This window comes from Mesorhizobium sp. M0011 (assembly GCF_040324155.1).
Lineage (GTDB): Bacteria > Pseudomonadota > Alphaproteobacteria > Rhizobiales > Rhizobiaceae > Mesorhizobium.
Window position 1 is genome coordinate 34,935 of sequence record NZ_JAMYVQ010000006.1, and the last position, 13,933, is coordinate 48,867.

14 protein-coding genes are annotated in these 13,933 nt (G+C 63.1%); 9 read left to right on the top strand and 5 right to left on the bottom strand.

The genetic code is table 11. From position 1 onward, the window contains the following. The first annotated feature begins 118 nt into the window (after positions 1-118). Together panB and panC are read left to right on the top strand one after the other, a co-directional pair. Positions 119-961 (top strand): 3-methyl-2-oxobutanoate hydroxymethyltransferase, encoded by an 843-nt coding sequence (gene panB, locus NKK51_RS08750; RefSeq protein WP_352552316.1) that lies wholly within the window; start codon positions 119-121, stop codon positions 959-961. Continuing rightward, a complete protein-coding gene (gene panC, locus NKK51_RS08755; protein WP_352552317.1) occupies positions 958-1,809 on the top strand; it encodes a pantoate--beta-alanine ligase in 852 nt (283 codons plus the stop codon). The genes panB and panC overlap by 4 nt, the downstream gene beginning before the upstream one ends. Before the next feature lie 78 nt (positions 1,810-1,887). Here panC and NKK51_RS08760 read toward each other — a convergent pair whose 3' ends face one another. The 5 genes from NKK51_RS08760 to NKK51_RS08780 all read right to left on the bottom strand — a co-directional run bounded on the left by NKK51_RS08760 (position 1,888) and on the right by NKK51_RS08780 (position 5,814). Continuing rightward, positions 1,888-2,232, bottom strand: coding sequence for a VanZ family protein (locus tag NKK51_RS08760; protein ID WP_023812139.1), 345 nt, complete (start codon positions 2,230-2,232; stop codon positions 1,888-1,890). Positions 2,233-2,312: 80 nt separating this feature from the next. After that, positions 2,313-2,801 carry a GNAT family N-acetyltransferase gene (locus NKK51_RS08765; protein WP_128304039.1) on the bottom strand — a complete coding sequence of 163 codons (489 nt, stop codon included), beginning with the start codon at positions 2,799-2,801 and terminating at the stop codon, positions 2,313-2,315. Between the two features lie 4 nt (positions 2,802-2,805). Then, positions 2,806-4,305: an Asp-tRNA(Asn)/Glu-tRNA(Gln) amidotransferase subunit GatB gene (gene gatB / locus NKK51_RS08770; protein ID WP_352552538.1), complete on the bottom strand. Its 1,500-nt coding sequence runs from the start codon at positions 4,303-4,305 to the stop codon at positions 2,806-2,808. 231 nt (positions 4,306-4,536) lie between these two features. Beyond that, positions 4,537-4,968: a CBS domain-containing protein gene (locus tag NKK51_RS08775; protein ID WP_352552319.1), complete on the bottom strand. Its 432-nt coding sequence runs from the start codon at positions 4,966-4,968 to the stop codon at positions 4,537-4,539. Positions 4,969-5,055: 87 nt separating this feature from the next. After that, positions 5,056-5,814 (bottom strand): rhomboid family intramembrane serine protease, encoded by a 759-nt coding sequence (locus NKK51_RS08780; RefSeq protein ID WP_352552539.1) that lies wholly within the window; start codon positions 5,812-5,814, stop codon positions 5,056-5,058. 229 nt (positions 5,815-6,043) lie between these two features. Between NKK51_RS08780 and NKK51_RS08785 the strand changes: the two genes are divergently transcribed. From NKK51_RS08785 to NKK51_RS08815, 7 genes are all read left to right on the top strand, one after another. Beyond that, entirely contained in the window at positions 6,044-7,084 is a 1,041-nt protein-coding gene (locus tag NKK51_RS08785) for a substrate-binding domain-containing protein (protein WP_023812144.1), read from the top strand. 134 nt (positions 7,085-7,218) lie between these two features. Further along, positions 7,219-8,475 (top strand): LVIVD repeat-containing protein, encoded by a 1,257-nt coding sequence (locus NKK51_RS08790; protein WP_352552321.1) that lies wholly within the window; start codon positions 7,219-7,221, stop codon positions 8,473-8,475. Between the two features lie 72 nt (positions 8,476-8,547). Next, positions 8,548-10,077 carry a sugar ABC transporter ATP-binding protein gene (locus NKK51_RS08795; RefSeq protein WP_352552322.1) on the top strand — a complete coding sequence of 510 codons (1,530 nt, stop codon included), beginning with the start codon at positions 8,548-8,550 and terminating at the stop codon, positions 10,075-10,077. Further along, on the top strand, positions 10,074-11,090 hold the full coding sequence (locus NKK51_RS08800; RefSeq protein WP_352552324.1) for an ABC transporter permease: 1,017 nt from the start codon (positions 10,074-10,076) through the stop codon (positions 11,088-11,090). Before NKK51_RS08795 ends, NKK51_RS08800 begins: the two co-directional genes overlap by 4 nt. Before the next feature lie 445 nt (positions 11,091-11,535). Continuing rightward, a complete protein-coding gene (locus tag NKK51_RS08805) occupies positions 11,536-12,168 on the top strand; it encodes a PAS domain-containing protein (RefSeq protein WP_352552325.1) in 633 nt (210 codons plus the stop codon). Between the two features lie 176 nt (positions 12,169-12,344). Further along, on the top strand, positions 12,345-12,962 hold the full coding sequence (locus tag NKK51_RS08810; protein ID WP_023812149.1) for a PilZ domain-containing protein: 618 nt from the start codon (positions 12,345-12,347) through the stop codon (positions 12,960-12,962). 269 nt (positions 12,963-13,231) lie between these two features. Then, complete coding sequence (locus NKK51_RS08815; RefSeq protein ID WP_352552326.1) at positions 13,232-13,840, top strand: transglutaminase-like cysteine peptidase; 609 nt, start codon at positions 13,232-13,234, stop codon at positions 13,838-13,840. Positions 13,841-13,933: the final 93 nt, after the last annotated feature.

Consider the following 13,933-nt stretch of genomic DNA (forward strand, 5'->3'; position numbering starts at 1 on the left):
ACAAGCCTGTGATCCTGCCGGTCACTGCATGCACGCTTGCCAAGCCTTTACGGTATTTCTAAAGCTCTGCGCGCCCATGCCTGCATCCAGCCCGGCTTGAGGCCAAAGGAGGTGACGATTGGCCACGGAATTGCCGACCACCGACATTCGCATCAGCGCCGAGGCGATTCGCCACCGCAAGGGCGGCACGCCGATCGTTTGCCTGACCGCCTATACCTATCCCATCGCCCGTCTGCTCGATCACCATGTTGACCTGCTTCTGGTCGGCGACAGTGTCGCCATGGTCCTGCATGGCCACAAGACGACGCTGGGCGCCTCGCTGGAGATGATGATCGCACATGGGCAGGCCGTGATGCGCGGCTCGGCCAGGGCCTGCGTCGTCGTCGACCTGCCGGCCGGCAGCTATGAGGTTTCGGCAGCACTTGCCGTGGCCTCGGCGCGGCGGGTCGTCGACGAAACCGGCTGCCAGGCGGTGAAGCTCGAAGGCGGCCTCGACATGACCAGCCAGATCGAGGCCATCGTCGCCGCCGGCATTCCGGTGATGGGACATATCGGCCTGCAGCCGCAATCGGTGGAGAAGGACGGCGGCTACAAGATCAAGGGCCGCACGGAGGAGGCTGTTGCGGCATTGCTTCGCGATGCGCTTGCCGTCGAGAACGCCGGCGCTTTCTCGGTCGTCATCGAAGGCACGGTCGAGAGGGTCGCCGCCGAAATCACCCGCCGCATCGCCATTCCAACCATCGGCATCGGCGCCAGCGGCGACTGCGACGGCCAGATCCTGGTCATCGACGACATGGTCGGGCTGACCGTCGATCGCGTGCCGAAATTCGTCAAGGAATACGCGGATCTGCGCAGCGTGATCTCGCGTGCAGCTGAAAGCTACGCAGCCGAGGTGCGGGGCCGGACATTCCCCGGCCCCGGCCATGTCTTTTCGGCGACAAACAGCAGGGACGACGCATGAGCCAACCCGTCGTCGTCGACAGCGTGGCCGCACTTCGCGCGCAAATCCGGGACTGGCGGCGCGACGGCCTTCGTGTCGCCATGGTGCCGACCATGGGTGCTTTGCATGACGGACACATCTCGCTGGTCAGGATCGCGCTCCAAAAAGCCGAGCGCTGCGTCGTGTCGATCTTCGTCAATCCGACGCAGTTCGCGCCGAGCGAAGACCTCGACAAGTACCCGCGCCAACTCGGCCGCGACCTCGACCGGCTGGGCGCGGCAAAAGCCGACCTTGCCTTCACACCGACGGTTGGCGAGATGTATCCCGCCGGCTTCGCCACGAAAATCTCGGTAGGCGGCCCCTCCGGCGGGCTCGAATCGGACTTTCGGCCGACCTTTTTCGACGGCGTCGGGACCGTGGTGGCAAAGCTCCTGCTGCAGGCAACGCCCGACTGTGCGGTCTTCGGCGAGAAGGATTACCAGCAACTTTGCGTGGTGAGGCAGCTCTGCCGCGACCTCGACCTGCCTGTCGAGATCATCGGCGCACCGACGATCCGCGACGCGCATGGTCTCGCCATGTCGTCACGCAACGCCTATCTCGATGAGGCCGAACTGAAGATCGCCCGCCAGCTCAACGTGATATTGCGCAATACGGCTGCGGCCCTGGCGGCAGGCGCCGGCCAGAGCGACGCAACCGAAGAGGCCAGCCGCGCCCTCATCGCCGCCGGCTTTCAGAAGGTCGACTATGTCGAGGCACGCCAAAGCCTGACGCTTGCGCCATGGCGTCGAAACCGCGAAGGGCGTCTTCTTGCGGCAGCATGGCTCGGCAAGACGAGGCTGATCGACAATGTGGAGGTTCCCGCTGCCTAGCGAGAAGGCTTCGGCCAGATAGACACGGGCCGCGACCAAGGTCGATGGTCCCGCACTCCCGGCGGATTGCCGCCGCGCCTAGCTCTCGCTCTTTTGTCCGCCGGCCCTGACGATCAGGTGTCCCGCCACGATCCCAACCACCCCGGCAAGGGCTTTCACCAATGCATCGATGAGGCGTGCATGGCGACCGGGATCAATGAGCTGAAGCAGTTCCAGCATGCCGGCGGTCACAGCCACAAAGATCACGACCTGATACAGTCGGTTGGGAAAGCCGATCGCCAGGGCGAAGCCCAGCAGGACATAAGCCAAGGCACGCTCGACATTCGCTTCAGCGAGGTGCGGCCGCATCTGGATCGGCGACAAGGTCGCGAAAATGATGATGGCGAGCAGCGCCAGCGCTGTAATGCGGGACAGTTTGGTCATGCCCTTGCATATCCGTCGTGAGCCGGCACAGCAAACGCCGCGATGACGCATGGCTTGATCGCTCTATTCATCCCGGTGGTCTATCCCAGCGGTTTCTCGAAACTCAGCGTCGTCGGCCTTGAGGTATCACGGGACTCTTCCGCGGCACTGACAGGCAAGAACCCTTTCGACCGATAGAAGGCGATGGCACCGGCATTGGCTTCCTCGACCTCGACGCGCAGCGTTCGCGCTTCCGGGAAACTGGCTTCGACCTCGTCGAGCAGTGCTTGCCCGATCCCCCGCCGCTGACAGTCCGGATGGACGTAGAGCTGGTTCAACAGGATGATTTTCGCATCGGCGGTGGCGGCGGCGAAAGCCATGCCGCCGATCCGCTTGCCGTCATCGGCCACCAGGAATTCCGAGTTGGGCCGCGTCAGCCGCGAGCGGAGCGAAGCGATCGAGTGCCATTCGTCGGTGATCTCGGCGACTTTGGCAGCGCCATAAATGGCGTCATAGGTCGCATGCCACGTTTCCACCAGCAGCGTCCGCACAGCGGCAAGGTCGCGTTCACCTGCGGTGCGGACGAACACGGCGCTACTCGATGCCCAGCTTGGCCTTGACGAGGTCGTTGACGGCTTGCGGGTTGGCCTTGCCGCCGGTCGCCTTCATTACCTGGCCGACGAACCAGCCGGCCATGCTCGGCTTGGCGCGCGCCTGTTCGACCTTGTCAGGGTTGGCGGCGATAACGTCGTCGACGGCCTTCTCGATGGCGCCGGTGTCGGTGACCTGCTTCATGCCACGGCTCTCGACCAGTTGGCGCGGGTCGCCGCCCTCATTCCAGACGATCTCGAACAGGTCCTTGGCGATCTTGCCGGAGATGGTGCCATCCCTGATCAGATCGATGACCGCACCGAGCTGCTCGGGCGAAACCGGAGCGTTTCCAATGTCTTTTCCGGCCTTGTTCAATTGCCCGAGCAGATCGTTGATGACCCAATTGGCGGCAAGCTTGCCGTCGCGGCCGGCGGCCACCTTTTCGAAATAGTCGGCGATCGGCTTTTCCGAAACCAGGATCGAGGCGTCATAGACGGACAGGCCGAGCGACGCGATCAGCCGCGCCTTCTTGTCGTCCGGCAGTTCCGGCAATTCCTTGGCCAGCGCATCGACATAGGCCTGGTCGAATTCCAGCGGCAAAAGGTCGGGATCGGGGAAGTAGCGGTAATCATGCGCCTCTTCCTTGGAGCGCATCGAGCGCGTCTCGCCCTTGACGGCGTCGAACAGCCGCGTCTCCTGATCGATCTTGCCGCCATCCTCGAGGATGGCGATCTGCCTGCGCGCCTCGTAGTCGATGGCCTGGCCGATGAAGCGGATCGAGTTGACGTTCTTGATCTCGCACCGCGTGCCGAACTCGCCGCCCGGCTTGCGCACCGAAACGTTGACGTCGGCGCGCATCGAACCTTCGTCCATGTTGCCGTCGCAGGTGCCGAGATAGCGCACGATGGTGCGCAGCTTGGTGACATAAGCCTTGGCTTCGTCGGCCGAGCGCATGTCCGGCTTGGAGACGATCTCCATCAGCGCCACGCCGGAGCGGTTGAGATCGACATAGGACATGGTCGCATGCTGGTCGTGCATCGACTTGCCGGCATCCTGCTCCAGATGCAGCCGCTCGATGCCGACCTCGATGTCCTCGAATTCGCCCTGGCGGTCCGGGCCCACCGAAACGATGACCGTGCCCTCGCCGACGATCGGCTGCTTGAACTGCGAGATCTGGTAGCCCTGCGGCAGGTCGGGATAAAAATAGTTTTTCCGGTCGAAGACCGATTTGTGGTTGATCTGCGCCTTCAGCCCCAAGCCGGTGCGGATCGCCTGCTTGACGCATTCCTCGTTGATGACCGGCAGCATGCCCGGCATGGCCGCATCGACAAGGCTGACATTGGCGTTGGGTGCCGCGCCGAAGGCGGTCGAGGCGCCCGAAAACAGCTTTGCTTCCGAAGTGACCTGCGCATGGACCTCGAGGCCGATGATGATCTCCCAATCGCCGGTGGCGCCGGGGATCAAGCGTTTCGCGTCGGGGGTACGGGTATCGATGAGGGTCATGGCGGCCTGCGAATTGCGGTGACTGAACTCACGTTTGAACGTGAATTTCACGTCGAACGTGGAAGTCATTCGCTAGTGCAAACCGCCAAAAGAGACAAGCGCAAAGCCGCAGGCTGGCCTTTTCAGCGGCTTTCGCCCCGGCGCGGGCTCTAATTCGTCCGGTCCAAACTCGACAACAGGCAGCATTTGGCTCCGCCGGTCGGTCCTCCGGCCGGCGGTTTCCTTCACCGCTCAGGCGGTGGCGATATAGGCCCTGATCTCGTCGGCCTCGCGTTCGACATCCTCGATGCGGCGCTTGACCACGTCGCCGATGGACACGATGCCATCGAGCATGCCGTCCTTTTCCACCGGCAGATGGCGGAAGCGGCCCCGGGTCATGATCTCCATCACCTCGTTGACGGTGTGGTTTTCGTTGCAGATCTTCACCTTCGGCGTCATCGCCGAACGCACGGCGATGTCGAGCGCTGCGCCACCTTCGCGCGCGACTACCCGCACGATGTCACGCTCCGAAAGGATGCCGACGATCTTGCGGTCGCCATTGGTGATAACCAGCGCACCGATCTTGTGTTCTGCCAGGATGCGGATGGCTTCGCTCAGCTTTTCGTTCGGCCCGAGCGTGAACACCTCATGGCCTTTTCTCTCGAGAATTGCCTTAACCGTCATGGCGTCCTCCTCTGCTTCGCCTGCCGGTTCCTGCCCTGACCGGCCTTCACATAAGAGTGAACATCGTGCGCCGTGATCGGTTGCATTTCAAGTGCGGTGGTCGACCGTCTCCCACTCGGGCGCCTGCCATCGCCTGTCGAACCAGCGCAGGCCGAAGAAGCCGGCGACGAAGCCGCCAATATGGGCCTCCCAGGCGATCTGGCCGTCCACTCCCGGGGCAAAGCCGAGAAGGCCGGTGGCGAGGTTGATGATCATCCACATGGCGAGGAAGATCACGACACCGCGCAAGCGCAGTACGAATGCGATCGGCAGCACAGGGCCGGCGAAGGCAGCCTTGCCGGCCGAACGGTCGGTGCGAAAACCAAAACGCGCCGCAGCCCCCATCATGCCCGAAATCGCGCCGGAAGCGCCGACCAGCGGCGCTTCTCCGTAAGGATGCATCGCCCAGAAAAGTGCGACCGAAGCCAGCCCCGTCACGGCAAAGAACAGAGCGAACCAGAGTGTGCCCAGGCGATTTGCCAACGGCGAACCGAAAGCGGCGAGCCACACCATGTTGATGGCAATGTGGGCAAGGCCGCCATGCATGAAGGCATAGGTGAAGGGCCGGGAAAAAAGGAACCAGTCGAAGCCGTATTGGCCGGTGTAGAGAACAGGGATGAAGGCCCCGTCATACAGCAGCGTCATCTGCTGGGTCTCGCTCAACACATACTGCTGCAGCAGATAGACGGCCACGCAGATGCCGATCACCGCCAGCACGACGGGCGGCAGATTGAACACCGGCTCGCGCCGTCGTCGCTGCGCGTCGTCCATCTGTTCCGTGTCCGAAGGGTTTACCGGTTCGTTCATGCGCATCTGGTCCAGGAATTCCTGCGCGTCCTTTAGAGCAAGGATGTCCGGGTTGGAACAATTCTGTTTTCTCAACAGCGAACGCCCGGCACCGCATCGTCTTCATTTGCTACGAAACCGAAAGGAAGCGAAGTGGAAATGCTCCGGGATTTGAAAAACTCGCAATGAGCGTTCTCGGAAGCGATGGGCCTCCTCCCTAGAATGCGGCCAATTTCAAAGGGGTCTCCACATGATCAAGCATATTCTTTCGCTGGCGGCAGCCGCCGGCATAGCCGGTCTCGCCACCGCTGCTTCGGCGCAGGGCATATCCGGCGCGCCGGCACCCTTCGATAAGGGCGGCGTCAAGATCGCCGTCGTCAGCTTCCTCGGCTCCGGTGACTGGCTCCAGGCATTCGAGGCCGGCGTGAAGCGCCAGGCCGATGCGCTCGGCATCGAGGCCAACATCTCGCAGGCGCGCAACGACATCAACACCGAGCGGCAGTTGATCCAGCAGGCGATCAATCTCGGCGTGCAAGGCATCATCATCAACAACGGCCAGCCCGAAGCCATCAAGGACGTCGCACAGGCAGCGCTTGACGCCGGCATTCCAGTGGTGGCCTACGACACCAACCTCGACAACCCCAAGATCCCGCAGGTCGAGCAGTCCGATGCCGACATGGCGCGCCTCGTGCTCGACCAGGCGGTCAAGGACCAGGGCGAGAAATTCGACGGCGGCGTCCTCTATGTCGCCGGCTTCGCACCGCTCGACCGTCGTTATGCGGTGTGGAAGGATTTCGGCAAGAAGTACCCAGGCATCAAGGAAGTCGCCACCTGGGGCGTGGTCAACGACACCGTTGCCGCTTCGGTCGCCGACCAGACCAAGGCCGTGCTCACCGCCAACCCGACGCTTTCGGTCGTCTTCGCCCCATGGGACGAGTTCGCCCGTGGCGTGAAGCTCGCCATCGACGAGCTTGGCGTGGCAGACAAGGTGAAGATCTACGGTGTCGATATCTCGACCTCGGACATCCAGGCCATCCTCGAGCCGAACAGCCCGTGGGTGGCGACGGCGGCAACCAACCCGGCCGTCGTCGGCGAGGCTTCGGTGCGCGCGCTGGCCCAGCTGATCGCCGGACAGAATCCCGGCCATTCGGTGCTGATCCAGCCGACGCTCGTCACCAGAAAGGACCTCGTCGACAACAACATCAAGACGATCGAGGACCTGCAGGCGAAATTCCCGGCCTTCAAGGACAGCGATGCCGCAAAGGCACCGTGGATCCCGGCGACGAATTGAGCTTCAGCGCCTTCACAAAATCAGCGATCCAAACAATCATCCCCCGGCCTGCTGGGGGATGATTGCGCCTGCCTCCGCCACACCACCCGCTGCGACAGGCAAAGTACGCCGGACCGACCTTTTGAAAGACAATTATGGTTTCTGTCCCCACCCCCGACTATTCCAGGAACATGCGCCTGATCGGTCATTCCGACCAAGGCGGGCGGCCGGACGGATTGCAGGTGATGGTGCATCGCGGCTTCGCCTATGTCGCGCATCCCTGGTCACAAGGCTTTTCCATCATCGATGTACGGGATCCCAAGAATCCGGGCGGGACGGTGTTCGTGCCCGCGCTGCCGAATACCTGGACCATCCATCTGCAGACGCATGAGGATCTGCTGTTGGTCGTCCATGCACGCGATCTGTTCGCCGACGCCGCTTTCGCGTTCGACGAGAAGGTCTACTACACCCAGTCGATCGGCGAGACGATCGGCACCGTGTCTGGTTCGGGCGCGGCGCGGACCTGGTCGGCCGGCATGGCCGTCTATGACATCTCGAAGCCGACGCAGCCTCGCCAGATCGGCTTCTTCCCGGTCGACGGCATCGGCATCCACCGCATCTGGTACGTCGGCGGGCGCTACGCCTACGTATCGGCGCTTCTCGACGGCTACAGCGACTACATCCTGCTGACGGTCGACCTTCAGGACCCGGCACGGCCAGTCGAGGCCGGTCGCTGGTGGATTCCAGGAATGCATCTTGCCGGCGGCGAGACACCCGGCTGGCCCGACGGCCGCCGCTATGCGTTGCATCATGCGGTCGTCGAGGGTGATACCGCCTATGCCTGCTGGCGCGACGGCGGGTTGACCGTCCTCGATGTCGCCGACCCTGCCCTGCCGAGGCTGATCAGCCACAGGAACTGGTCGCCGCCCTATGGTGGCGGCACCCATTCGGCGCTGCCGCTGCTCAAACGCGGCTTGCTCGTTGTCGCCGACGAGGCCGTGCTCGACCATGAGGAGGATGGGCGCAAGCTCACCTGGATCTTCGACATACGCGATCCGGCGAACCCGATTTCGATCTCGACCCTGCCGACCCCGGACGAGACCGATTACACCGCCAAGGGCGGACATTTCGGTCCGCACAATCTGCACGAGAACCGGCCGGGCAGCTTTGTGTCAGACACCCTGATCTTTGCAACCTACCAGAATGCCGGCGTGCGCGTTTTCGACATCTCCGATCCCTATCGCCCAAAGGAGACCGGGGCGCTGGTGCCGCCGGCTCCCAGCCGCATGGTCGACAAACGTCCGAATCGGCCGCAAGTGATCCAGTCGACCGACGTATTCGTCGACGCCAACGGCATCGTCTATTCGCCGGATTACAATGCCGGACTGGCGATCATGGAATATGGCGGCTGACAATTACGACCGTGCCCCGTTGGCTTGCTTGCCTTTCCCAGTTCCCGCTCAACCTGTAACCGGCTGAACCAATTGTCCCTCACCGCCGCCCCCATTGCCGTCGCTGTCGCCGGGATCGAAAAATCCTTTGGCCCGACGCGCGCGCTCGCTGGAGCCGATCTTACCGTGGCAGCCGGGGAGGTCGTGGCCCTGATGGGCGCCAATGGCGCCGGCAAATCGACTCTGGTGAAAATCCTTTCAGGCTCGCATGTACCCGACGCCGGAACGATCACCCTGGGCGGCAGGATCGTCGCCCTCGCCTCGCCCAGCGCCGCCAAGGCCGCCGGCATCGCGACCGTCCATCAGGCGACGGATCAGGCGGGGGCTGCCGGACTGACGGTCGCGGAGAATCTTCTGCTCGATGAACTTTGCCAGCCGGGCGGGCGCTTCTTCGTCTCGGCCCGGTCGATCCGCAGGCGTGCGCGCGCCATCGCGGCGCTGATCGATCTCGACCTGCCGCTCGACCGCGACTTCGTCGACCTGCGGCCGGCGGAGCGGCAATTGATCGCCATCGCCCGCGCCGTCGCGGCCAAGGCCTCCGTTCTAATCCTCGACGAGCCGACATCCAGCCTCTCGGCCACGGAAGCGGACCGGCTTTTCGCCATCATCCGGCGGCTGCGCGCGGGCGGCATGGCAATCCTCTACATCTCGCACAGGCTGGGCGATCTTGCCGCCATCGCCGACCGCGCCGTGGTCATGCGCGGCGGTCGCATCGTCGGCGCCTTTGCCAAACCGATCGATTTCCCGGCCGCCGTTGCTGCCATGATCGGGCGGACGCTGGAAGCCGCCACCCATGACGGCAAGATTTCGGCGGCCCCAATCATCGCCTCCATCAAGGGCGCGCAACTGATTCCCGGTGCGAGGCCTTTCGATCTCGATCTGCGCTCCGGCGAGGTCATCGCGCTGACCGGCACGCTTGGCTCGGGCAAGACCCGGCTGCTGCGCACGCTTTTTGGTCTGGAAACGCTGGCGCAAGGCAGCTTCGTGCTCGATGGAAAACCGTGGCTTTCCAACGGGCCGGCGCGATCGATCGAAAACGGCGTCTTCATGGTCGCCGAGGACCGCTGGGCATCGTCGCTGCTACCGCCCGAGGTTCCCGGCGCCTCGATTGCCGGTACTATCGCCCTGCCACATCTGAGGCGCTGGTTTCCGGACGGCCTGCTGCGGGTCGCGCGCGAGCGCAAGGTTGCCGCCGAGGCGATCGCCCGGCTCGGCATCAAGGCGCGCGGCCCCGATGACACGCTCGACGAGCTTTCCGGCGGCAACCAGCAGAAGGTCGTGCTCGCCCGATGGCAGGCGGCACCTTGCCGGCTGCTGCTGCTCGACGAGCCCTTCCAGGGCGTCGACATCGGCGCCCGCGCCGACCTGATCGCCGCAATCCGCAACAGCCAAAGCGGTTCCGCCACGCTGATCGCGACCAGCGATACCGAAGAAGCGCTGGAGGTTGCCGACCGCATCCTCGTCATGCGCGATCACTCCCTTCACGAGGCCGGCGACGGCCATGGCCCGCTGACAGACCAGATCGGCAAGGTCGAGAGCGAAAAGGCCGGAGAGCATCGATGACGAACCCGACGACGGTCCAGCAGGCCGCTCCGCGCACATCGCTTTTCCGCGAAACGCGCCGTTACGCGCTGTTCGTGCTGCTGGCAGTGATGGTGATCGGCTTCTGGTACGCGCAGCCCGCCTTCATCCGCTCGGCCAACCTGTTCTCCATCCTGCAGGCGGTTTCGGTCGTGGCGATCCTCGGCGTCGGGGTCTCGATTACGATGTCGGCCGACGGCTTCGATCTCTCGGTGGGCAGCATCGCCGCCTCGTCGGTGATGGCGGCAAGCTATGCCATGGTCGTATGGCAGCTGGCTGCGGCCCATACCATGGGTCTGGTCTTGCTGATGGGCGCCTTCATAGGCCTCCTGAACGGACTGCTGATTGTCCGCATCGGCGTCCCCGATCTTCTCGCCACGCTGGCGACAATGTTCCTGCTCGCCGGCCTGCAGCTGATCCCGACCGGCGGCCGCTCCATCACCGCCGGCATGGTGCTGCCCGACGGCTCGTCCGTTCCCGGTGCTTACGATCCGGCTTTCCTGATCCTTGGCCGGTCACGGCTCTTCGACACCGTACCCCTGTCTGTCGTGGTCATGGCGGTGGTCGCCATCCTCGCCTGGTTCCTGATGGAGCGTACGCGCTGGGGACGCGTCTTCTATGCGATCGGCGGCAACGAAACGGCCGCGCATCTATCCGGCGCGCCGACCAAGGCATATCGACTCTGGGCCTATATCCTGTCCGGCACGCTTGCTTCGTTGGGAGGGCTGATCGTCGCTTCGCGTGTCGGCCGCGGCGACGTCTCGGCCGGCAACTCGCTCCTGCTCGATGCGGTGGCGGCCTCGCTGATCGGCTATGCCGTGCTCGACAAGCGTCGCCCGCATGTGATCGGCACGGTGGCCGGCGCAATTTTCGTCGGCGTCCTCCTGAACGGCCTCACCATGCTGAACGCGCCCTACTACACGCAGGACTTCGTCAAGGGTGTCGTGTTGGTTGGCGCTCTGGCGCTGACCTTCGGCCTGGGGAAGAAGCGATAGTTCACACCAGCCGACCACGGAACGCAGATTTTTCGTCGCATAGCGATCGGACGATGCCGCCTTAGCGACCGCCGGGATGGTTGCCAGCACTTGTCGGCAGGTAGAAATACACGCCGCCGTTAACCCCGAATCGCCTGGCGCGAATCAAAAAAAAGCCGTTCAAGGTTTCCCTTGAACGGCTGGTCGAGCCCCCTGCTCCCCTAAAACTCTTGACTGAAGTGCTGCCGATCGTCGCGAAACGACCGCTTCTGGAGTGGTTTTTGTGTGCCACGGGGCTCGCTTCGACGCAACGTAAACCACTTGTTAACCTTAACGGCCCCGACCCGTGAACAAGTGTTAACGACGCTGGCACGCTTCCTGCTCCGCAACGCATGTAGGTCATCGGAGGGCGCCCTTCTGTTCACCGATGGGACATCAGACGACAGAATGCGCGGAGCAGCATAGCATGAACCAGAATGGATCGATCACGCTGTTCCAATATTGGAACCGTCTGCGTGACGGACGCCCTGCCCCGAAGCGTTCAGAGGTCGAGCCGGCCGACATCAAGTCGCTGCTGGCCGACACCTTTATCCTGGAACGTGACACGCGCGGACAGGCCGTGTTCCGGCTCGCCGGCACGAGGCTTTGCGCCTGCTACGGCCGCGAGCTCAAGGGGTTTTCCTTTCCGTCGCTGTGGCGCGAGAAGGATCAACGGCTCGTCTCGCGGCTGATCCACGGCGTCTTCGAGCAGAAGTCGGTCGTGCTCATCAGCTATGAGGGCTTCAGCCGCAACGGGCGCTCCAACAACTTCGAACTGCTTGCCCTGCCGCTTGACGGCGGCGTCGAAAATCCACGCTGCCTGGGCGTCATCAGCGCCGTGGAGAAGCCCTTCTGGCTGGGCGCCGACCCGATCACCGATGCGTTGATCGATTCGATCCGCGTCATCGATCCGGAGAAGGAGCTTCTCAACAACCGTCCGGCGATCGATGTTCCCTCGCTCGTTCCCGATGAACTTGGAGCACCCGAGACGATCTCGGCGCTCGGCCGGGCGCGCCGCATCCGCCATCTCGTCGTGTTCGATGGCGGGCGCGAGGAATAGTCCGTTTGCGGCCTGATGCACGTCGCCCAAAACCGCGCCGCTGTTTTGGCACCACGGCCTGCAAAAAGGAAACCCTGGCGCGCCCGCTTTTTCCCTTTGTTAACCCGCTTTGTTGTACTTCTCTGATGAAGTTCCTCGCATCGGCGCGCGGGATGCCAAACGGGGTGTAGGCAGTCATGAGGTCAGCGGCGGTCGACTATGCGCCGTCCCAAGCTGAAAGGCGTAACTTTCAGCGCGTCCGGGTCAAAATCTACGGACGCTTCATGCTGGAAGACCGCACCGAACACCCCTGCCAGGTCGTCGACATGTCACCGGGCAACGTCGCGTTTCGCACCGACCGCATCGGCATGCCCGGCGAAAAAATCATTGCCTACATCGATCATATCGGCCGCATCGAAGGTGTCGTCACGCGCACCTTGCAGGACGGTTTCGCGATGACCGTCATCGCGTCGGATCGCAAGAAGGACAAGCTGGCCGCGCAATTGACCTGGCTCGCCAACAAGCATGAACTCGACCTGCCGGAAGATCGCCGCCACGAGCGCGTCGCGCCGCGCAATCCGACCAGCGTGCTGCAGCTCACCGACGGTCGCCAGTACCAGTGCCGTATCATCGACCTTTCGCTCTCCGGCGCCGCGGTCGAGATCGACGTCAAGCCGGCGATCGGCATCCAGGTTATGCTTGGCACCATGCGCGGGCAGGTCGTGCGTCATTTCGAGGACGGCGTCGCCATCGAATTCGCTGTGATCCAGCGCCCCGAAACGCTCGATTCCGAATTCAACACGCCACGCACCTGAGCAGGCCCGACAGCGACACTCCAGGAAACCGGCCCTTGTGGCCGGTTTTTTGTTTTCGACGCCATGACCGGCACGCTTAGGCCACTTTAGGCGGGGCTTGGAGCCCTCCGCGCGCCGAGATGGCGCCTCAAGATCCAAACGAATTAATACTCAAATGATTCAAATTTTACGTTTATTCTACTGGAGTTTTACTAAATATCTACTTCGCGCTTTTGCGTCAAATAAATCCACATGTGGCAATGTCTCCTTCGAACGGGGAGACTACAACAATGAAGAAAACGAGGGGCAAGCTGTTGCTGGTGGCAATGGCGATGCAGCTTTCCGCTTGGGGATCAGCATATGCCGCGGGACCGACCTATATGCACACCGGCGGACGCACCACCCAGCCTGTCGGTCATTATGAGTTCTGCCAGCGCAGTCCTGGCGAATGCAGCGAACGGACCCCGAAGGGTGCACCGGTCGAACTGACCCGCAAACTGTGGGCGACGATCGTCAACATCAATAATTCGGTCAACACCCGCATCAAGCCGCGCACCGACATGGAAAACTACGGTGTCGAGGAATATTGGGCCTATCCGGCCAATGGCTATGGCGATTGCGAGGACTACGCGCTGGAAAAGCGCCGCGAGTTGATGGATGCGGGCGTGCCGGCCGGCAATTTGCTGATGACGGTGGCGCGCCAGCCGAATGGCGACGGCCACGCGGTGCTGACCGTGCGCACCAGCCTCGGAGAATTCATCCTCGACAATCTCGAGACCAAGGTCCTGTCCTGGACGGACACCGACTACACCTATCTCAAGCGCCAGTCGGACCAGAATTCCGGCGTTTGGGTGACGATCAATGACGGCCGCTCCGACGCGGTCGCCAGCGTCCGCTAGAACAGAGCTCAAGCGCGCCGCGTGAATGCGAGGCGCTTCAGGAGAAACCCGGTCGAGTCCCCACCCTCCCCGTCCCCAACGACCGGGTGAAAG